Annotated in this window: 15 protein-coding genes; 12 read left to right on the forward strand and 3 right to left on the reverse strand. The window is 72.6% G+C overall.

Annotated features, from left to right (window positions below):
• The first annotated feature begins 10 nt into the window (after window positions 1–10).
• From OG885_RS35445 to OG885_RS35500, 12 genes are all read left to right on the forward strand, one after another.
• Window positions 11–874, forward strand: a complete 864-nt coding sequence (locus OG885_RS35445; protein WP_405738618.1) for a hypothetical protein — start codon at window positions 11–13, stop codon at window positions 872–874.
• Window positions 852–6,272 (forward strand): caspase family protein, encoded by a 5,421-nt coding sequence (locus OG885_RS35450; RefSeq protein ID WP_405738621.1) that lies wholly within the window; start codon window positions 852–854, stop codon window positions 6,270–6,272. The genes OG885_RS35445 and OG885_RS35450 overlap by 23 nt, the downstream gene beginning before the upstream one ends.
• A gap of 68 nt (window positions 6,273–6,340) precedes the next feature.
• Entirely contained in the window at window positions 6,341–8,572 is a 2,232-nt protein-coding gene (locus OG885_RS35455; RefSeq protein ID WP_405738624.1) for a molybdopterin oxidoreductase family protein, read from the forward strand.
• Between the two features lie 122 nt (window positions 8,573–8,694).
• The gene (locus OG885_RS35460; RefSeq protein ID WP_405738627.1) at window positions 8,695–10,095 is read left to right on the forward strand and encodes a CitMHS family transporter; all 1,401 of its coding nucleotides are present in this window, start codon (window positions 8,695–8,697) and stop codon (window positions 10,093–10,095) included.
• Window positions 10,096–10,120: 25 nt separating this feature from the next.
• Window positions 10,121–11,359 (forward strand): MFS transporter, encoded by a 1,239-nt coding sequence (locus tag OG885_RS35465; RefSeq protein ID WP_405738630.1) that lies wholly within the window; start codon window positions 10,121–10,123, stop codon window positions 11,357–11,359.
• 102 nt (window positions 11,360–11,461) lie between these two features.
• A complete protein-coding gene (locus tag OG885_RS35470) occupies window positions 11,462–12,100 on the forward strand; it encodes a hypothetical protein (RefSeq protein ID WP_405738633.1) in 639 nt (212 codons plus the stop codon).
• A gap of 55 nt (window positions 12,101–12,155) precedes the next feature.
• Window positions 12,156–13,055 (forward strand): class F sortase, encoded by a 900-nt coding sequence (locus tag OG885_RS35475; RefSeq protein WP_405738636.1) that lies wholly within the window; start codon window positions 12,156–12,158, stop codon window positions 13,053–13,055.
• 206 nt (window positions 13,056–13,261) lie between these two features.
• On the forward strand, window positions 13,262–14,602 hold the full coding sequence (locus OG885_RS35480) for an ABC transporter ATP-binding protein (protein WP_405738639.1): 1,341 nt from the start codon (window positions 13,262–13,264) through the stop codon (window positions 14,600–14,602).
• Window positions 14,603–14,655: 53 nt separating this feature from the next.
• Window positions 14,656–15,099: a DUF3574 domain-containing protein gene (locus OG885_RS35485; protein WP_405738642.1), complete on the forward strand. Its 444-nt coding sequence runs from the start codon at window positions 14,656–14,658 to the stop codon at window positions 15,097–15,099.
• A 97-nt stretch (window positions 15,100–15,196) separates the two neighbouring features.
• Window positions 15,197–16,585, forward strand: coding sequence for an aldehyde dehydrogenase family protein (locus OG885_RS35490; protein WP_405738644.1), 1,389 nt, complete (start codon window positions 15,197–15,199; stop codon window positions 16,583–16,585).
• 11 nt (window positions 16,586–16,596) lie between these two features.
• Entirely contained in the window at window positions 16,597–17,676 is a 1,080-nt protein-coding gene (locus tag OG885_RS35495) for a Zn-dependent alcohol dehydrogenase (RefSeq protein ID WP_405738647.1), read from the forward strand.
• A 164-nt stretch (window positions 17,677–17,840) separates the two neighbouring features.
• Window positions 17,841–19,163: an MFS transporter gene (locus tag OG885_RS35500; protein WP_405738650.1), complete on the forward strand. Its 1,323-nt coding sequence runs from the start codon at window positions 17,841–17,843 to the stop codon at window positions 19,161–19,163.
• On the opposite strand, the gene OG885_RS35505 is transcribed toward OG885_RS35500, so the two are convergent.
• From OG885_RS35505 to OG885_RS35515, 3 genes are all read right to left on the reverse strand, one after another.
• Window positions 19,155–20,075 (reverse strand): DMT family transporter, encoded by a 921-nt coding sequence (locus tag OG885_RS35505; protein WP_405738653.1) that lies wholly within the window; start codon window positions 20,073–20,075, stop codon window positions 19,155–19,157. The genes OG885_RS35500 and OG885_RS35505 overlap by 9 nt on opposite strands.
• Before the next feature lie 132 nt (window positions 20,076–20,207).
• Window positions 20,208–20,933 (reverse strand): ArsR/SmtB family transcription factor, encoded by a 726-nt coding sequence (locus OG885_RS35510; protein ID WP_405738656.1) that lies wholly within the window; start codon window positions 20,931–20,933, stop codon window positions 20,208–20,210.
• Window positions 20,934–20,967: 34 nt separating this feature from the next.
• Window positions 20,968–21,609: a TetR/AcrR family transcriptional regulator gene (locus tag OG885_RS35515; RefSeq protein WP_405738658.1), complete on the reverse strand. Its 642-nt coding sequence runs from the start codon at window positions 21,607–21,609 to the stop codon at window positions 20,968–20,970.
• Between the last annotated feature and the right edge of the window lie 39 nt (window positions 21,610–21,648).

Here is a 21,648-nt window from a genome sequence, read left to right on the forward strand (position 1 = left end):
GGGGGACGCCATGACGCGGGTGGTATGCATCCACGGTGTCGGTCAACAGCACGCGGGGGAGCGCCAGTTGGCCTCCGCCTGGCACACCGCGCTCGCCGACGGCCTGCTGCGCGCCGGCTCTTCGCTCGCCCTGACGCCCGACGACGTGCGCTGCGTCTTCTTCGGCGACCTGTTCCGCCGGCCCGGCCGCACCCTCGCCGTCGGCGACCCGCCGCTCGACGCCTCCGACGTCGAAGCGGGCTTCGAGACGGAGCTGCTCCTCGCGCTGTGGCAGGAGGCGGCCCGCACGGACCCCGCCGTCCTGCCGCCGGACGCGCGGACCCTCGCGCGCACCCCGCAGTCGGTCCAGCGCGCCCTGAACGCCCTCAGCCGGTCCCGCTTCTTCGCGGGCGTCGCCCTGCGCGCCCTCGTCCTCGACCTCAAACAGGTCCGTGCCTATCTGTGCGACACCGCAGTACGGGACGCCGTCCAGGCGCGGGTCGCGGCCGCCGTGGACGAACGGACCCGGGTGGTCGTGGCGCACTCCCTGGGCAGCGTCGTGGCCTACGAGGCCCTCTGCGCGCACCCCCGGTGGCCGGTACGGGCGCTGGTGACGGCCGGGTCGCCCCTGGGCATCCGCAACCTGGTCTTCGACCGGCTGCGCACCGGCGTGCACGGCAGACCGGGCGACTGGCCGGGCGGTGTCGAACAGTGGACCAACCTCGCCGACGAGGGAGACGTCGTGGCCCTGGTGAAGGACCTGCGGCCGCTGTTCGGCGAGCGCGTCCGCTGTCATGTGGTCCACAACGGGGCCCGGGCGCACGACGCGACGCGCTACCTGAACACGGCCGAGGCCGGCCGAGCGGTCTCCGATGGCTGCCGCGTCCCCGGCTGAGGCCCCGGCGCCCGGCCCGCCCACCGGCCCCCCGCGCCGTTACCTCATCGCCGCCGCCGTCACCGAGGTGTCGGCACACCCCGAGGCCGAACGCGCCGAACTCGCCGACGACCTGCGCCGGATCGAGAACCTGTTCCTCGACGAGCTCGGCTACCGCCTGGGTGCCGACACCGGCCTCGACCCCACCCGCGAGGACCTGTGCGCCGCACTGCGCGGCTTCGCCACCGACCCCGACCGCCGCCCCGACGACCACGTCGTCCTCTACCTTGCCGCCCACGGCGTCATCGACCCCGACAGCCACGGTCACTACCTGCTCCTGCGGGACAGCCGCACGGACGACCTGTACGGCACGGCCCTGCCCACCGAGGACCTGGTCGGCCAGGTCTGGCAGGGCACCTCCGTCGAGCGGCTGCTCGTGCTGATCGACGCCTGCTACGCCGAGGAGGGCGCCGACAAGGCCCTGCGCGGCGCCCTCGACGCCCGCCGCTACCGGGAGCCGGTCACCGAGCACGGCAACACCGGCCTGGTGCTGGTCTCCGCGTCCCGCCGCAAGGAGGAGGCCTTCACCGGGGCGCTCTCGGCCGCCTTCGACCGGGCCGTGCGCCGCCATGCCACGGCCGGACACGCACCCGCCCACATCAGCCTCGAACAGGTCATGGCGGCCATCAGCGCCGACCCCGAGGTGCCGCCCGCCCAGCGCCCGGTCTGGTCCCTCGCCCACGCCACCGGCGACATCCCCGCCTTCCTGCCCAACCCCCGGTACCTGCCCGACGCCGCCGGGCTGAAGCTGGAGGAGATCGACCGGATCGTGGCCGTCGCCGCCCGCGAGAAGGACGCCCGCGAACAGGACATGCGCGGCTTCTTCCTGCCCCGGGCCCGCGGCACCGACGTCGCCACCGAGGAGGTCTGGGACTTCACCGGCCGGCATGTGGCCCTGGGCGACATCACGACCTGGCTCGACCCGCGCCGCGCCGAGGAACGCCTGTGCGTGGTCACCGGGGACCCCGGCTCCGGCAAGTCGTCGGTGCTCGGGATGGTCGCGGTGCTCACCGACCCCGAGCGCGCGGACGCCGTGCCCCGCGACGGACTGCCACCGCTGCTGCCCCGCCCCGGAGACGTCGACGTCCGCGTCAACGCCAGTCATGTGACCACCCGCCAGCTGCTGGACGCCCTGTCCGCCGCGGCCGGCTGCGCCGCCGACTCCCTCGGCGCGCTCTCCGCCCATCTGCAGACCCGGAGCAGACCGCTGGTCGTGCTCCTCGACTCCCTCGACGAGGCCCTCGCCCCGCACGAGACCGTCGACGAACTCCTCGCCCCGCTCACCGATCCCGAACGCCGCCTCCCGCTGCGCCTCCTGGTCGGCGCCCGCCCGCACATCGCCGACCGACTGCCCGCCGACGCACCGCGCATCCACCTCGACTCCGAGCGGTACGGCGATCCCGGTGCCGTCCGCGCCTACGCCCGCAAGCTGCTCACCGCCCCCGGATCCACCCTGAGGCAGACCGAGCCCCGCCTCCTGGACGCCGTCGCCGAAGCGGTCGCCGAGGCCGCCGGCCGCTCCTTCCTCGTCGCCCGCATCACCGCCCGCACCCTGGCCCGGGAACCCCGCCCCCCTGATCCGTACGACCGGACCTGGCGCGACGGGCTGCCCAGACTGCCGGGCGAGGCCATGGAGCGCGACCTGGTCCAGCGCCACGGCCCCCTCGCCGCCCGCGCCCGCGACCTCCTGCTGCCGCTCGCCTACGCCCAGGGCGCCGGCCTGCCCTGGGCCGGCGTCTGGCCGCGCCTGGCCTCGGCGCTCACCGGCCGGGACTACGGCGACGAGCACGTCGTATGGCTGCGGCAGGCGGCGGGGTCGTACGTCGTGGAGAGCGTGGAGGCCGGGGGGTCGGTGTACCGGGTGTACCACCGGGCGCTGATCGAGTACCTGAGGGAGGGGCGGGACACGGAGGCCGTCCAGCGGACGATCACCGAGACGCTGCGGCCCGTCGAACACCCCTATGTGCGGCGGTACCTGGCGCTGCACGCGGGGGAGGGCGGGGTGCTCGACCCGCTGGTGCAGGACGCGGGGTTCGTGCTGGGCGCCGAGCCGGGGCGACTGCTGGCGGCGCTGCCGGCACTGCGGACGCGGGAGGGGCGGCGGGCCGGGCGGGCCGTGCGGGATCTGGAGGAGGAGCTGCGGGACCGCGCGGGACGGGGAGCGGACCCGGAAGGACGGGCCCGGCTCCGGCTGGCGGCGGTGTGTCGACGCGCCGAGCCGCTGGCCGCCTCCTGCGACCGGGGTGAGGAGGAACTGCCGTGGCGGGCGCGGTGGGCGGCGTGGAATCCGGAGCAGGGGGAGCGACGGTACGACGGGATGAACTTCGGGCTGGGGAGCGGGGTGGTGGTGCCGCAGGAGGACGGCGCCCGGTTCCTGGACCTGGAGCGGCGCATCCCTGTGTGGATCGACCTGGACGACGGGGGCATGTCGCGCGCGGACCAACAGGAGGCCCGCTGGTTCCGTCGGACCCTGACCGCCGTGCCTCAACTGGGGTACGCCGCAGCGGGGTTGTACGCCGACTTTCACGCCGCGCTGGACAAGGGACAGGTGCGCATGACGCACTTCGCGCGCCTGCTGCACCTCTGGCAGGACGCCACGCAACGTACGTGGGTGCTGCCGCCGGTCCCGGAGGTCGACCCACGGGTCGAGGAGCACTTTCCGCAGACCGCGGACCAACTGGTGGTGGCCGTCGGCCCGGACGGGCTCCCGACGGTCGCGGCCCTGCGGATGCGGAGCGGGCATCTGCTCGTCTACCGACTCGGCACCACCCGGGCCCATCCGCCGCTGACCCGGCGCCAGCGCCGCTCGCAGACGGAGTGGGCGCTGGAGGAGTGGCAGGAGCGAGCGGACTGGCTGACGGGCGTGACCGAGCTGGTGCTGTCCCCGGCGGAGACGGGATACCGCGTGACCGCCTGCACGGCGCCTCGACAGTCGGCCGGAACGCTGTTGCTGGGCTGCGACGACGGCCGGGTCGTGCATCTGGAGTGGGAGACCCACGAGAGTCGGGAGACGGCGGTCACCGGCCATGAGGGCGCCGTCACCCTCATCGAGCAGATCGGGCCCCACCCGCTCGGCCACCTCCTGGTGACCGCGGGCGAGGACGGCACCGTACGGGTGTCGTCCCTCGCCACCGGCGAACCCGTCAGAACCCTGCTGACGGACATCGCGCCGACCATCTCGCTGGCCGTCCACCGCGTCGGACGCCGGTGGATCGTCGCCGCCGTGACGGAGGACGGCCGTCTGCACCGCATCGACCTCGACAACGGACGTCCGCTCGGCCTGCCCATCCGCGTGGACCGGATCCGCGTCCACGCCGTGGCCTTCGATCTCGGCCCCACGGCCTGTGTCAGCGTCCAGGGCGACCGGCGCGGCCTGCAGATCTATGACCTGGTGACCGGCGAGCGCGTCGGCGGCCAGGTCCTGGAGCACGCCGCGACGGCGCTGTGCCGGGTCGGCGACACGGTCTGCGTCGGCGGCTCGGACGGTGTCGTACGCCTGTGGCCCACCCCGCACGCGGCGGACTCCACGCGGGTCACCGCGCACGAGTCGCAGGTGCTGGCCCTCGGGGAGATCCGCGGCCCGACCGGTGAGCCCGCTGTGGTGAGTGTCGGGCAGGACTGGGTGATCCGCTGCTGGGACCTGGCGAGGTCGCACGAACTGTGGCGGCGCTGGTTGCCCGTGCCGCCGCCCGGGCCCGGCGTGCGGGCGATCCACCCGGTCAGCTGCGCGGCCGTGGGCCACCTCGCCGACGGCCGCGACTACGCCGCCGTCGGCGAGTACGCCGGGCACGTCCGGATCCTCGTCCTGCGCGCCGGAACGCCGGTCGCCGAGCAGGAGTTCACCGTCGCGGACACGCTCACCGAACTGACCACGGGCCGCATACGGGGCCGGGACGTCCTGGTCGCCGGCACCGGGACGGGCCGGATCGTCTGCTGGGACGTCGGCGCCGGGCGGATGTACGTGTACGGTCCGGCTCCCGCCGAGGAGGTGTGGACCACCGCCCTGGCCCTCGCGCCCGACGGCACCGGACGACTGGCCGTCGGCGGGCTCGACGGCTCGGTGCGCGAGTGGTCCCTGCCGGCCTGCCGCCCCCTCGGCCCGGCCCGGCCCACGCATCGGGGCCTGGTGCGGGCTCTCGCGCACACCACCGGCGGGCTGGTGAGCGGCGGTGTCGACGGCCGGCTGATCGCGCACGACGACGGCTGGGAGCGACGGCTGCCCGAACCGGTCGCCACGCTGCACCGGACGGCGGACGGACTGCTGTGCGGTGACGACCGAGGTCACATCTGGTGGTTGCGGGAGGGACCGGAGGGCCGCCGGGTCGTGGAGGCGCTCGACGCGGTCCGTCCCGTGACGGCCGTCGCCGCCCTGCCCGCCGCGGCGCGGCCGGGAGGACTCCTGGTGGTGACGGGTGGCGGCGACGGCTCGCTCCAGGCCCGGGACGCGGAGCACGGCACACTGGTCCGTCGCCTGCGGCCGGTCGGGGAGTCCGCGCCGAACTGGCTGGGCACCGTGTCGGGAAGCCGGCCACGGCTCTTCGCCAGGAACGAGGAACGGCTCCTGCAGTACTGGGACTTCGGCCCGGACGGCATGCCTGCCGCGGACGGCCGTCCCGTCTTCCTGCCCCTGGACCACGAGCGTTCCGATGTGCGGCACACGACGCTCCCCGACGCGACCGGGGCCCAGGTGCTGTTGTCGCTCGCGACCGACTGGCCCATGAACCAGCGGGTTCTCGCCCTCGACGTCGACCGTGGCCCGTTGGCCGACGAACCGTGTCCCGTCGGCGGAACCAAGGGCTTCCCCGTCGGGACCCAGCTGGCGGTGTACTGCGCGGGCAGACTGCTCGTCCTGCTGGCGCTCGATCCGGAGGTGCTGGGTGTGCTCGACACCACGACCCGCCAGTGGGCGATTCTTCAGGTGCCGAGCAGTTGGCTCGTCGGCGCCTTCGCCCTGCCCGGTCCCGACGGCGGGGAACTGCTGCTGGTCAGCGACGTCGACACGGTGATCCTGCCGTGGAGCCGGCTCCGGACCCTGTTCGCGCCCCCTGGCGAGCGGCCGCGGCGATTCCGGGAGTTCCGGTTCCGGGGGCACAGCCGCTGGTACGGAGTCGCCGAGGGCGTGGGCGTGCGCACCGAGCACCCGCCCTCGTTCTTCCCGGACCTGTGCGTGCTCCTCCCCGACCGGCAGCGGTACGTCCTCGGCGACCGTGCCCAGCTGCTGGTCGCCCGCGCCCGCGGCGGCGCGATCCCGCGCCGCATCACCCTGCCCTCCCCCTGTACGGCCCTGGCCACCGGCCCCCAGGGCGAGCTGATCGTCGGCACCGGCAACGGACCGATCCTGTTCGACCGGCTCGGCTGACCCCTCCCCTCCATGCCTACTGGTCGGTATGCTCTCCCGGGACAGGCACCGCTGCCCCGGGAGGACCCGTGTCCCGCACCGCCCTGCGTATCTGCCCCCTGTGCGAGGCCACCTGCGGCCTGACCCTCACCATCGAGGGGACCCGGGTCACCGGCGCCCGCGGCGATCGCGACGACGTCTTCAGCCGGGGGTTCATCTGCCCCAAGGGCGCCTCCTTCGGCGCCGTCGACGGCGACCCCGACCGGCTGCGCACCCCGCTGGTGCGCCGGGACGGCGAGCTGCGCGAGGCCACCTGGGAGGAGGCCTTCGACGCGGTCGCCGCCGGCCTCCGCCCGGCCGTGGAGCGCTACGGTCCGAACGTCGTCGGCGTGGTGCTGGGCAACCCCAACGTGCACACCATGGCCGGCGCCCTCTACCCGCCGGTCCTGCTCGCCGGCCTCGGCACCCGCAGCGTCTTCACCGCCTCGACGGTCGACCAGATGCCCAAGCACGTCTCCAGCGGGCTCCTCTTCGGCGACGCCAACGCGATCCCGGTGCCCGACCTCGACCACACCGACCATCTGCTCCTCATCGGCGCCAACCCGCTGGAGTCCAACGGCAGTCTGTGCACCGCCCCCGACTTCCCCGGCAAGCTCAAGGCGCTCAAGGCCCGCGGCGGCACCCTCACCGTCATCGACCCCCGCCGCACCCGCACCGCCAGGCTCGCCGACCGCCACCTCGCGATCCGCCCCGGCGCCGACGCACTGCTGCTGGCGGCGATGACGTACACGCTGTTCGAGGAAGACCTCGTCGACCCGGGGGAGTTGACCCCGCACCTCCAGGGGTTCGACGAACTCCGGGATGCCGTACGGGACTTCACCCCCGAAGCCGTCGCCGAGGCCTGTGACGTCGACGCCGGCACCATCCGTACCCTCGCCCGTGAGCTCGCCGCCGCGCCCACCGCCGCCGTCTACGCCCGCATCGGCAGCTGCACCGTCCCGCACGGCACGCTGGCCAGCTGGCTGGTGGACGTACTGAACATCCTGACGGGGAACCTCGACCGTCCGGGCGGCGCCCTCTTCCCGCAGGCCGCCACCGACCGCACACCCCGGCCCGCCGGACCCAGCCACGGCTTCGCGCTGGGGCGCTGGCACTCCCGGGTGAGCCGGTATCCGGAGGCCAAGGGGGAGCTGCCGATCTCCGCGCTCGCCGAGGAGATCGACACCGCGACGCCCGAGGGCGAGCCCATCCGCGTGGTCGTCACCGTCGCCGCCAACCCCGTCCTGTCGGTGCCCGACGGCGACCGGCTCGACAAGGCCCTCGGCGGGCTCGACTTCATGGTCAGCGTCGACCCCTACCTCAACGAGACCTCGCGCCACGCCGACGTCGTCCTGCCCCCGCCCCCGCCCTCGCAGAGCCCGCACCACGACTTCGCCTTCAACACCCTCGCCGTGCGCAACCAGGTCCGATACAACCGCCCCGCCGTCCCGCTGGAGCCCGGCCGGATGGCCGAGACCGAGATCCTGGCCCGGCTGGTCCTCGCCGCGACCGGCATGCACGGCGCCGACCCCTCCGCCGTGGACGACCTGGTCATCGGACAGACCCTCGGCAAGGCGGTCAAGGAGACGTACTCCCCGGTGCACGGCCGTGACGCCAAGGAACTCGCCGGACAGCTGGCCGGCGTCTCCGGCCCCGAACGGCGGCTCGACATGATGCTGCGCCTCGGCCCCTACGGCGACGGCTTCGGCGTACGACCGGACGGGCTGAGCCTGGAGAAGCTGCTGGCCCATCCGCACGGCATCGACCTCGGACCGCTCGCCTCCCGGCTGCCGCAGCCCCTCAAGACGCGCAGCGGCAAGGTGGAGCTGCTGCCGCGGCCGATCGCCGACGATCTGCCGCGCCTGCGGCAGGCCATGGCCGAGCGTGCGGAGGGTCTGGTTCTCGTCGGCCGCCGCCATCTGCGTTCCAACAACAGCTGGATGCACAACGTCCCCGCCCTCACCGGCGGCACCAACCGCTGCACCCTGCACATCCACCCCGAGGACGCCGCCGGCCTCGGGCTCGTCGACGGACAGGCGGTCGGGGTGAAGGGCGCCGGGGGAGCGGTGACCGCCCCCGCGGAGATCACCGACACCGTGCGCCGGGGCGTGGTCAGCCTCCCGCACGGCTGGGGCCACGACCGTCCCGGAACCCGCATGAACCACGCGGCCAAGGACCCCGGCGTCAACGTGAACCAGCTGCTCGACGGCCGTCTCCTGGACCCGCTGTCAGGCAACGCGGTGCTCAACGCGGTACCGGTCGAATTGATCACGAAGCTGTGACCTGCAGTTTTGCGCTTATTGCTCGCACGTCAACGTCTTGTTAACACCGCTTGACGGCACCTAACGTCCATCGCACCGCCGGCCCTGGTGGGAGTTCAAGGGCGAACGTTAGGTATCCACTCATGCTGACCATCCTCGGCTTCGCCATGATCGCGACCTTCCTGGTCCTGATCATGATGAAGAAGATGTCGCCGATCGCGGCGCTCGTGCTGATTCCGGCACTGTTCTGTGTCTTCGTCGGAAAGGGCGCCAAGCTCGGTGACTACGTCATCGACGGCGTCACCAGCCTCGCCCCCACCGCGGCGATGCTCATGTTCGCGATCGTCTACTTCGGTGTGATGATCGACGTCGGCCTCTTCGACCCGATCGTGCGCGGGATCCTGAAGTTCGCCAAGGCGGACCCGATGAGGATCGTCGTCGGTACGGCGATCCTCGCCGCGATCGTCTCGCTCGACGGCGACGGCTCGACCACCTTCATGATCACCGTCTCGGCGATGTACCCGCTGTACAAGCGCCTGAAGATGAGCCTGGTCGTGATGACCGGTGTCGCCGCCATGGCCAACGGCGTGATGAACACCCTGCCGTGGGGCGGCCCGACCGCCCGTGCCGCCACCGCGCTCAAGCTCGACGCCAGCGACATCTTCGTCCCGATGATCCCGGCCCTCGCCGTCGGCCTGCTGGGCGTGTTCGTCCTGTCGTACTTCCTGGGTCTGAAGGAGCGCAAGCGCCTCGGTGTGCTGACGCTGGACGAGGTGCTCGTCGAGGAGAAGGAGTCCGAGACGGTTCTCGTGGGCGCCGGTTCCGGTTCCGGTTCCACGGGCAAGACGGTCACCGGCGGTTCGGGCTCCGGCACCGACGCCGAGGACGACGACGAGGAGCGCTTCACCGTCCTCGACCCCCACCGCGCCACCCTGCGCCCCAAGCTGTACTGGTTCAACGCGCTGGTCACGGTCACGCTGCTCACCTCCATGATCATGGAATGGCTGCCGATCCCGGTGCTCTTCCTGCTCGGCGCCGCGCTCGTGCTCACGGTCAACTTCCCGCACATCCCCGACCAGAAGGCCCGGCTCGCCGCCCACGCCGACAACGTCCTCAACGTCTCCGGCATGGTCTTCGCCGCCGCCGTCTTCACCGGCGTCCTCCAGGGCACCGGCATGGTCGACCACATGGCCCGCTGGATGGTCGACGTCATCCCCGACGGCATGGGCCCGCACATGGCCCTCGTCACCGGCATCCTGAGCCTGCCGCTCACCTACTTCATGTCGAACGACGGCTTCTACTTCGGCGTCCTGCCGGTCCTCGCCGAGGCCGGCGCCGCCCACGGCGTCTCCCCGCTGGAGATGGCCCGCGCCTCCCTCGTCGGCCAGCCGCTGCACATGTCGAGCCCGCTCGTCCCCGCCGTGTACGTCCTGGTCGGCATGGCCAAGGTGGAGTTCGGCGACCACACCAAGTTCGTGGTCAAGTGGGCCGCCCTCACCTGCCTGATCATCCTCGGGGCAGGCATCCTCTTCGGCATCATCTGAACCACCCTCGATGGAGGACTCGCACATGGCGCCCGGTAGGAACCGCGGCTGGCTGCTCCGCCTCGTCATCGCCTTCAGCTTCGCGCAGGGGGCGGTGTCGATGGCCCGGCCCGCCGTCTCCTACCGGGCCCTCGCGCTGGGCGCCGACGAGCAGGCCATCGGTGTCATCGCGGGGGTCTACGCCCTGCTCCCGCTGTTCGCCGCGGTCCCGCTGGGTCGGCGCACCGACCACGGCCGCTGCGCACCCCTGCTGCCCGTCGGGGTCATCCTGATATCCGGCGGCTGCGCGCTCAGCGGACTCGCCGACTCCCTGTGGGCGATGGCGATCTGGAGCGGGGTGATGGGCCTCGGACATCTCTGCTTCGTGATCGGCGCGCAGTCCCTCGTCGCCCGTCAGTCCGCCCCGCACGAACAGGACCGCAACTTCGGCCACTTCACCATCGGCGCCTCCCTCGGCCAGCTCGTCGGCCCGATCGCCGCGGGCGCGCTGATCGGCGGCGACGACATGGCCGGCACCAGCGCGCTCGCCCTGCTCGTCGCGGGGGCGGGCGCCGCGGTCGCCTTTGGCTCGCTGTGGCGCATCGAGGACCGTACGGCGGTGAAGTCCCGTACGCGGCAAGGCGACCGGGTGCCCGTCGGGCGCATCCTGCGCGCCCGGGGTGTCCCCGCGGGCATCTTCATCAGCCTCGCCGTCCTGTCCGCGACCGACATCCTCACCGCCTATCTGCCGGTGGTCGGTGAGCACCGGGGCATCGCCCCCTCCGTGATCGGCCTTCTGCTCAGTCTGCGCGCGGCGGCCACCATCGCCTGCCGGCTGGTGCTGACCCCGCTCCTGCGGCTGCTGGGCCGCGCCATGCTGCTGACCGTCACGTGTCTGCTGGCCGCCGTGGTGTGCGCGGGCATCGCCCTGCCGGTGCCGGTGTGGGCGCTCGCCCTGATGCTCGCCGTGCTCGGCTTCTGCCTCGGCGTCGGGCAGCCGCTGTCCATGACGACGGTCGTCCAGGCGGCCCCCGACGGCGCCCGCTCCACCGCCCTCGCCCTGCGCCTGACCGGCAACCGCCTCGGCCAGGTCGCCGCGCCGGCCACGGCGGGCCTGGTCGCTGGGGTCGTGGGCGCGGCGGCGCCGTTCGTGATGCTCGGGGCGCTGTTGCTGCTGTCGGCGGGCGTCGCGCTGCGCTCTCCGGCGAAGCCGGCCGGGGCGTCGGGGGCCGCGCCGGGGCTGCGCCGTTCGGGAAGGGCTGTGGGCCGTAAGGAGGACGCCTGACGGAGTGTCGGGCCGTGGTACCCCGCCGGAGAGGGCGCATATGACAGAGAGTCAGGCGCGATGCGATTCGTATGAAAATCGCCAGACTCGGAGGAATTGCGCATGCTCATCGCCGCCCGTCCCCGCCGCGCCAGCGGCCGTACCGCAGCCCTCGCCGCGCTCACCGTCGCCGGCACCGTACTGATCGGCGTACCTGGCACCGCCGCGGCGGCCCCCGGCGACAACGGCGACGTCAAGATCCACAAGACCGGCACGCCCCCCGGCGATCCCAGCAACGAGCCGAAGGTCTGTGACTTCTATCTGGACGCCGTCAACTTCGACGCTCTTGAGCACTTCACCTACACCATCGACGGGCAGGGCAACGGACCGAACGCGGGCACCGGGCACCTCGCGGGCAGCGCCACGGCAGACGCCCAGGGCGCCGCGCACACCGGGACGCTGACGCTGTCCGACGGGCTGTACAAGCTCGTCTGGAAGGGCGACAACTGGCAGGGCGCGGGCAAGCAGAAGGTGTTCACCGTCGACTGTGGCGGTTCGTCGCCGTCGCCGACGCCGACTCCCACCTCGACGAGGCCGGGCGGCGGCCCGGGCGGTCCCAACGGCGGCCCGCCGGCCGGCGGTGGCGGACTCGCCCGGGACGCGGCGATGGGGCCGGTCGCCGGCGCCGCCGCGGTCGGGTTGGCCGCGGTCGGCGGCGCGGTGTGGCTGCGACTTCGCCGTCGCCCGCATGGCGCGTCCTAGTCCGAGGCGCGGGCCCCGGCGCCGGACGCGTGTCTACCGGCTGACGAGGACGGTCGTGGCGGTCCTCGGTCTCGTGCTGGCCGGTGCGCTCTGGACGCACGACGCGGATTCCGGCGGCGCTGCGGTGCCCGGCACGGCGGTGGACGCCGCCGCGCCGGGCACCGCCGGGGCCCCGGCCGCCCGTGCGCAGGGAGGTACAGGGCGGGCGGAGGCGGGAGCGGGGCAGCAGGAGCGCCCCGCGAGGGGTACCGGCCTGCACATCCCGCCGTCCACCCCGGCCGGCGCCCGGAGCCCGGCCCCCGCCGCGGGCGGGAACAAGGCCCGGTCACCCCAGCCGTCCACGACCGGCAGCGGCGTACGGCCCGGCCGCCCTCCGGCCCCGACCGCAAGCGGTGTACGGCCCGGCCGCCGTCCGGCCCCGACCGCAAGCGGTGTACGGCCCGGCCGCCCTCCGGCCACGGCCCTTCGCCCCCTGCCGCCCTCCCGGGCCACCCGCATCCTCATCCCCTATCTGGACGTCGACGCCCCGGTCACGGACCTGCGCCTGGACCGGAACCGGCGTCTGGAGGCGCCGCCGGGTGACGATCCGAACCTGGCGGGCTGGTACAAGGACGGCCCGGCTCCCGGCGCGCAGGGGACCGCCGTGGCCGTGGGTCACCTGGACACCGACACCGGCGGTGCGGTCTTCGCGGGTCTGTCCGAGCTGAAACCCGGCCGTCTGATCGAGGTGCGGCGAGCGGACGGCCGGAGCGCCGTCTACACGGTTGACGCCGTGCGGGAGTTCGAGAAGGCGCACTTCCCCGACCGGGAGGTCTACGGCTCTCGAGGCCGTCCCGAACTGCGCCTCATCACCTGCGGCGGCAACTACGACCGCAGAACCGGCTACTCGGGCAACCTCGTCGTCTTCGCCCACCTGTCGGCAACCCGGGTGGCACCGGCGGCGCCCCGGCACTGAGGGCACCCCCTCCGGTCCGGCCACCCGGGGCTGAATATGGCCGTCCGGTTTCTCACTTGCTGGACCATGGCGTCCGATCCTGCCCATTCCCTTCCCCCTGCCGCGCACATTCCGTTAACTTCCGTGACTCATAGGCCCCGTGCGACTCGCCCGGGGCATTCGGCCACGGAGCAACAGCGCTCAGTCAGCCCCCGGGGGCACCTGCCATGACACGCGCCATCTCTCTGCACGACGTGAGCAAGAGCTATACGCGAGGCACCCGGGTGGTGGACCGGCTGACGCTGGACATCGCACCCGGTGAGTTCCTCGTGCTGCTCGGTCCCTCCGGGTGCGGCAAGTCCACCGTCCTCAGGATGATCGCCGGCCTGGAGGACATCGACGAGGGCGAGCTGCAGCTCGACGGCGAGTACGCCAACGATCTCCCGCCGTCGGGCCGGGACATCGCGATGGTCTTCCAGAACTTCGCCCTGTACCCGAGCATGACCAGCCGCGACAACATCGGCTTCCCGCTGCGCATCGAGACCCCCGGCGCGGACCCGCGTCCGCGCGTGGACGCCACCGCCCGGATGCTCGGCATCGAGGAACTCCTCGACCGCTTCCCCGCCCAGCTCTCCGGCGGCGAACGCCAGCGCGTCGCCATGGGCCGGGCCATCGCCCGCCACCCCTCCGCGTTCCTGATGGACGAGCCGCTGTCCAACCTCGACGCCAAGCTCCGCAACCACCTGCGCGCCGAAATATCCGCGCTCACCCGCGAGTTGGGCGTCACCACGGTCTACGTCACCCACGACCAGGCCGAGGCCATGTCACTCGGCGACCGCGTCGCCGTCCTGCGCGGCGGCGTCCTCCAGCAGGTCGGCAGCCCGCGCGAGGTCTACGCCCTGCCCCGCAACGTCTTCGTCGCCGCCTTCATCGGCACCCCGCGGATCAACCTCCTCCAGGGCCTGGTCCGGGCCCCGCTCGACGGCGCGATGACCATCAGCCTCGGCAAGCAGTACCTCCGGCTGCCCGAACCCCTGTCCCTGGACCACCAGTTGCTCCGCGTCCAGCAGGGCCGCGAGGTCATCGTGGGGCTGCGCTCGGAGGCGGTGCGCATCGCCAAACCGTCCGCCGCCCGCCCCGGCGAGATGCCGCTCACCGGTCTGGTCGAGCACGTGGAGTTCCAGGGCCACGAGAACCTCGTCCACTTCAACACCGGCTCCCGCCCGGCCGTCGTACCCGACCTGGAGGCCCCGCGCCCCGCGGCCCGCCCGACCCGGCGCCGCCGCCGTGAGGGAGGCCCCGGCGTCATGGACCGCCTCCGGCAGCGCGCCGACGCCCTGCGTGCCGGCCCGGTGGTGGTCCTCGACGAGCCGGTGGCCGCCGCGCCCGTGGTGCCCCCGGACGGCCGCCTCCCCGGCGACCTGATCGTCCGCACCACCCCCGACCTCCAGCTCCGCCACGGCATGCACGTCCCGCTCCTCGTCGACCTGGCCCACCTCTTCGTCTTCGACCAGCACGGCGAACGCATCAGCCCGACCCCGGCCCGCCTGCCCGACCTGGAGGAGTGAATCCCGGCGCGGTGTCCGGGTGCGGAGAGGCGTGTACCGCTAGGCATACCTGCATGAACGTGCACCTCACCCGAACCCGCGCCACCCTCACCGCCGTCGGCCTCCTCCTGGCCGTCGGCGCCCCCACGGCGTACGCCACGCTCGACGACGGCACCCCGCAGCGCGGCGAGCCCTACATCGAGACCTCCCTCTTCTTCGGCACCGAGCGCCCCGACGGCGGTCCGGCCGTCACCGACCGGCAGTTCATGGGCTTCGTCGACAAGGAGGTCACCCCGGACTTCCCGGACGGGCTGACCGTGCAGAACGGCCGCGGACAGTGGCGGGACGCGAGCGGGAAGATCGAGAAGGAGCGGTCGTACGAGCTGATCCTGCTGTACCCGGTGGCGCAGGCGGGCGCGAGCGACCGGAAGATCGAGGAGATCCGGCGGGCCTACGAGAAGACCTTCGGCCAGGAAGCGGTGGGGAGGGTCGACGACCGGGCCAGGGTCAGCTTCTGATGGCATGAGGGCATGAGCGTCTGGCATTCGAAAACTAACATCGCTAGTTTATGTGCCGGACGACGACATGGTCACGCCCCCGCCGGGAGGACGCACGATGAAGGCACATGACGGCATGTACATCGACGGCACATGGCGGCCCGCCGCCGGCCGGGACACGATCGAGGTCGTGAACCCGGTCGACGAGCAGGTGATCGGCCGGGTCCCGGCCGGTACCGCCGAGGACGTCGACACCGCCGTACGGGCCGCCCGTGCCGCCCTCCCGGCCTGGGCGGCCACCCCGCCCGCCGAGCGGGCCGCGCGGCTGACCGCCCTTCGGGACGCCCTGGTGGCCCGCAAGGACGAGATCGCCGAGACGGTCACCGCGGAGCTGGGCTCGCCCCTGAAGTTCTCCGAGAACGTGCACGCCGCCGTCCCGATCGCCGTCGCCGGCTCGTACGCCGAACTCGCCGCGACCCACGCCTTCGAGGAGAAGGTCGGCAACTCCACCGTCTTCCACGAGCCCATCGGCGTGGTCGGCGCGATCACACCCTGGAACTACCCACTGCACCAGATCGTCGCCAAGGTCGCCCCGGCCCTCGCCGCCGGCTGCACGGTGGTCCTGAAGCCCGCCGAGGACACCCCGCTCGTCGCCCAGCTCTTCGCCGAGGCCGTCCACGAGGCCGGCGTACCGGCAGGTGTCTTCAACCTCGTCACGGGCCTCGGCCCGGTCGCGGGCCAGGCCCTCGCCGAGCACCCGGGCGTCGACCTGGTCTCCTTCACCGGCTCCACCGCGGTCGGCCGCCAGATCGCCGTCACCGCCGGCGCCGCGATCAAGAAGGTCGCCCTCGAACTCGGCGGCAAGTCCGCCAACGTGATCCTGCCGAGTGCCGACCTGGCCAAGGCCGTGAACGTCGGCGTCGCCAACGTGATGTCCAACTCCGGCCAGACGTGCAGCGCGTGGACCCGCATGCTCGTCCACCGCGACCAGTACGACGAGGCCGTGGCGCTCGCCGCGACCGCCGCCGCCAAGTACGGCGACCGCATCGGACCGGTCGTCAACGTCAAGCAGCAGGCGCGGGTGCGGAGTTACATCGACAAGGGCGTAGCGGAAGGCGCCCGGCTGGTCGCCGGAGGGCCCGAATCCCCGCGCGAGCAGGGCTACTTCATCGCCCCGACCGTCTTCGCCGACGTCACGCCCGAGATGACGATCGCCCAGGAGGAGATCTTCGGCCCGGTCCTGTCGATCCTCCGCTACGACGACGAGGACGACGCCCTGCGGATCGCCAACGGCACGGTCTACGGCCTCGCCGGTGCCGTCTGGGCCGGCGAGGAGACGGAGGCGGTGGCCTTCGCCCGCCGGATGGACACCGGGCAGGTCGACATCAACGGCGGCCGCTTCAACCCCCTCGCCCCCTTCGGCGGGTACAAGCACTCCGGCGTCGGCCGGGAGCTCGGCGCGCACGGACTCGCCGAGTACCTCCAGACCAAGTCCCTCCAGTTCTGAGGAGCGCATCCATGGTTCGCGCAGCAGTCCTTCCCGCCGTGGGCGCCCCGCTGGAGATCACCGACATCGAACTCCCGGACCCCGGCCCCGGCCAGGTCCGCGTCCGGCTCGCCGCCGCCGGCGTCTGCCACTCCGACCTGTCCCTGTCCGACGGCACCATGCGGGTCCCGGTCCCGGCGGTCCTCGGCCACGAGGGCGCGGGCACGGTGATCGCCGTGGGCGAGGGCGTCACGGGGGTGGCGCCAGGTGACGGTGTCATCCTCAACTGGGCCCCCTCCTGCGGCCGTTGCCACGCCTGCTCACTCGGTGAGGTCTGGCTGTGCGGCAACGCCCTCAACGGCGCCGCCGACGTCTACGCCCGCACCGCGGACGGCACCGACCTCCATCCCGGCCTGAACGTCGCCGCGTTCGCCGAGGAGACGGTCGTCTCGGCGTCCTGCGTCCTGCCGCTCCCCGACGGCATCCCGCTCACCGACGCGGCCCTCCTCGGCTGCGCCGTCCTCACCGGCTACGGCGCCGTCCACCACTCGGCACGCGTCCGCGAGGGCGAGACGGTCGCCGTGTACGGCGTCGGGGGAGTGGGCCTGGCCACCCTTCAGGCGGCCCGGATCGCGGGCGCGTCGAAGATCGTCGCGGTCGATGTCTCCCCGGAGAAGGAGGAGTTGGCGCGCGCGGCCGGGGCCACGGACTATGTGATCGCCTCCGAGAACACCGCCCGCGAGATCAGGGGCCTCACCGGCAAGCAGGGCGTGGACGTGGCCGTGGAGTGCGTGGGCCGCGCCTCGACCATCCGCACCGCCTGGGACTCCACCCGCCGCGGCGGCCGGACCACGGTCGTCGGCATCGGCGGCAAGGACCAGCAGGTCACCTTCAACGCCCTGGAGATCTTCCACTGGGGCCGGACCCTGGCGGGCTGCGTCTACGGCAACTCCAACCCGGCGGAGGACCTGCCGGTGCTCGCCGAGCACGTCCGCGCGAGCCGCCTGGACCTCGGCGCCCTGGTGACGGAACGGATCGCACTCGACGGCATCCCGGCCGCGTTCGAGAACATGATCGCGGGCAAGGGCGGCCGGGCGCTGGTCGTCTTCTAGCGCGCGGCGCCTGTGACCCGGCCTGACCCGAGGCCGGGTCACAGGCGTGCCCACCGGCCCCTTGAGTGCTCCGGGCAACCTTCCCGCACAACCATTGCCTCCATACCGTCCGGTTAGTATGTTCGCCGCCAACGTCCCCACAGCACCCACCGGAGTGTGCACGCATGGACATGGCCCCCTCCGCTCCCTCCCTCCCCACGACCGCCCTCCCCACGGTCAACCGCCGCCGCGTAGCCACGGCGGCCGCCCTCGCCTCCGCCGTCGAGTGGTACGACTACTTCGTCTTCGGCATAGCCGCCGCCCTGGTCCTCGGTGATCTGTACTTCCCGGCGGGCAGCTCCACCGCCGGCGTCCTCGCCTCCTTCGCGACCTTCGCCGTGGGCTTCCTGGCCCGTCCGATCGGCGGCATCGTCGCCGGTCACCTCGGCGACAAGCGGGGCCGCAAGCCGATGCTGGTCCTGGCGCTCACACTCATGGGCCTCGCCACGACCGGCATCGGCCTGCTCCCGACCTACGACACGATCGGCGTCGCCGCCCCGATCCTGCTGGTCGCCCTCCGTGTCGTACAGGGCATCGCGGTCGGCGCGCAGTGGGGCGGCGCGATGCTGCTGGCCACCGAGTACGCCCCCGAGGGCAAGCGCGGCATCTACGGCAGCGTCGTCCAACTCGGCGTCCCCATCGGCGTGGTGACCGCCAACACGGTCTTCCTGCTGGCCGGCGCGTTCACCACGGACAGCGGGTTCGCGGCCTGGGGCTGGCGAGTCCCGTTCCTCATCGGCCTGTTCGTCCTCGCACTGGCCTGGTACATCCACGCCAAGGTCGAGGAGACCCCCGAATTCCGCGAGGCGGAACGGCAGTTGGCGGAGAGGGAGAAGTCGGAACAGAGCTCCCCGCTCCGCACGATCCTCCGCGACCACCTCGGCACGGTCCTCCTCGCGGGCGGCTCCTTCGCCGTGAACACCGCGACCTTCTACATCCTGATCACCGGCGTCCTCGACTACACGACCCGCGAACTCGACATGAGGAAGAGCGCGGTCCTCACCGTCTCGCTCTGTGTCAGCCTCACCCAGCTCGTCCTGATCCCGGCCGCGGCGGCACTCTCCGACCGCTACGGCCGCATCCGGATCTACACCATCGGCGCGATCGGCATCGCCGCGTGGGCGATCCCGCTGTTCCTGCTGATCGACACCGGCTCACTGCTCTGGCTCGCGGTCGCCACCTTCGTCGCCAGCTGCTTTTTGAGCATCATGTACGGCCCCCAGGCCGCCCTGTTCGCCGAGCTGTTCACGCCGGAGATGCGCTACACCGGCGCCTCCCTCGGCTACCAGATCGCGGCCGTGGCGGGCGGCGGACTCGCGCCCTTCCTGATGGTGCTGCTCCTGGAGGCGACCGGCACCTCCCTGGCCGTCTCCGGCTACATCATCGCCCTCTCCGTCATCGCCCTGATCTCCATCAAGGTCCTTGCGGGCAGGGCACGTTCACACTGAGTCGGTGACCTTCGCGGGCCGTGGCGCCACCGCCGCCGCGGCCCGCGACCGGGACACCGCGACCCCCGCGAGACACAGCACCCCGCCCGCCAGCGTGAACAGCCCCGGCACCTCACCGAGCACCACCCAGGACATCAGCACCACCAGCGCGGGCACCGCGTAGGTGGTCGCGCCCATCCGGCTGGCGGTCGTACGGGCGAGGGCGTACGCCCAGGTGGTGAAGGCGAGCGCGGTGGGAAAGACCCCCAGATAGACCATGTTGAGCGTCGCGGAGACGGGCGCGTCGGCCACCTGGCGGACCAGCTGCCCGGCGAACGGCAGACACACGACGGCCCCCACGAGACAGCCGTACGTGGTGACCTGCAGCGCACTCGCGGCCCCGAGCGCCGGCTTCTGCGCGACGACCCCACCGGCGTACGCGATCGCCGCCATCAGACACAGCACCACCCCGAGAACGGACGACCCACCCCCGCCCGACATCGACACCCCCACGGTGACGGCCCCCGCGAACGACACCGCCATCCCGGCGAGCAGCCGCGGCGGCATGGCATCCCTGAGCAACCGCGCCCCGAGCAGCGCGATGAGGATCGGCCCGATATTCACGACCAGCGCCGCGGTACCGGCGTCCACCTGCTGCTCACCCCAGTTCAGGACGACCATGTAGACCCCGAACCAGAGCAGCCCGGATATCCCGATCCCGGGCCAGGCGGCTCGGGGCGGGGGCCCTTCACGTCGTACGAGACACAGGGCGCTCAGCGCGATGACGCCGGAGAGCAGCCGCCCGAGCGCGAGGGCACCGGGCGAGTAGACATCCCCCGCACTCCGGATGGAGACAAAGGCGGAGGCCCAGAGCAAGACGGTGACAACGGCGGCACCGGCGGCTACAAGATCAGGGCGGCGGGCGTTCATCATTCTCCCGAGGCTAGGTAGAGAACAGGAGCGGGGCTCGCGCTTTTCAGACACGGAGCTGTGACGCCGCTCAGGGGCGCGGGGAACTGCGCGACCAGCCACGAAGCACCCGCAGACGCATACGAACCTGTGCAGTTACTTGAGCGCGCTTGACTCGATACCCAAGAGCTCACCCAGCGCCCGCTCACCCAACGCCGTCACCTTCACCGCCCGCTCCGACCCGATCCGCACACACCACCCCACCTCCAACGCATGCCGGCACAACGCCGCCCCCGCCACCCCGGCAAGATGAGGACGCCGCTCCGTCCAGTCCAGACACCCCCGCACCAACGGCCGCCGACTCTTCCGGTCGAGCCCGATCCCCACCGCGTCGAACCACGCCAACCCCGCGTCCGTAAGGGCGAACCCCGCGTCCTGGCTGAGCAGCAGACGCGTCGTCATCGCATCGGTGACCACGATCCCGAGCCGCCCCGCAAGATGGTCATAACAAGTCCGCCCCCGTGCCATCGCGGACCCCGCACTGGACTCGCGCAGACTCCGTGGCCGCGCACCCGCATCCGGCGGAGCCACCTGCGCCGCCAGTTCCTCCACCAACTGCGCCACCCGCGCGTCGGCGAGCCGCACATACCGGTGCCGCCCCTGCCGCTCCTCCGCGAGCAGGCCACCCGCGACGAGCTTGCCCAGATGCTCACTGAGCGTCGACGCCGCGACCCCCGCGTGCCGCGCAAGCTCACTCGCCGTCCACGCCCGTCCGTCGAGGAGCGCCAGCAGACACGCGGCCCGTGTCTCGTCGGCGATGAGCCCGGCCAGCCGGGCCAACCGGGCAGCCTGGGGATCCCTGGAGGTCATGCCTCCCAGCATGGAACACGAACGCTTCGGCGCCCACCGAAGCGTTCTACGCAGGCCGCCTGACCTGCTCGTACTGCATCGCCAACCCGTCCAGCAGCGCAGCGACCCCCGTCTCGAAGGCCCGCTCGTCGATCTTCTCCTGCTGCTCGGCGAGAAGGTGGGCCTGGCCGAGGTGCGGATAGTCGGCGGGGTCGTACGCGCTCTGGTCGTCCACGAAACCCCCGGCGAAGGAGCCGAGCGCGGAGCCCATGATGAAGTACCGCATCAGCGCGCCGATGGACGTGGCCTGCGCGGGCGGCCAGCCAGCGTCGACCATCGCGCCGTACACCGCGTCCGCGACCCGCAGTCCGGCGGGCCGTCGGCCGGGCCCCTGGGCGAGGACGGGAACGATGTGCGGATGGTCCCGCATCGCGGACCGGTAGGAGACGGCCCAGTCGTGCAGCGCGGTCCGCCAGTCGCGGCCGTCCTCGAACATCGACAGGTCGACCTGGGCGCTGACCGAGTCGGCCACGGCCTCCAGGATCTCGTCCTTGGTGCGGAAGTGGTTGTAGAGCGAGGGCCCGCTGACCCCCAGCTCGGCGGCGAGCCGCCGGGTGGAGACGGCCGCGAGGCCCTCCGCGTCCACGAGGGCCCGTGCCGTCTCGACGATCCGGTCGGTGCTGAGGAGGGGCTTGCGCGGTCGGGCCATGGCGCACATAGTAGGGCTGCACAAAGAAACTAGCAGTGC

This window comes from Streptomyces sp. NBC_00028 (genome assembly GCF_045041065.1).
Lineage (GTDB): Bacteria > Actinomycetota > Actinomycetes > Streptomycetales > Streptomycetaceae > Streptomyces.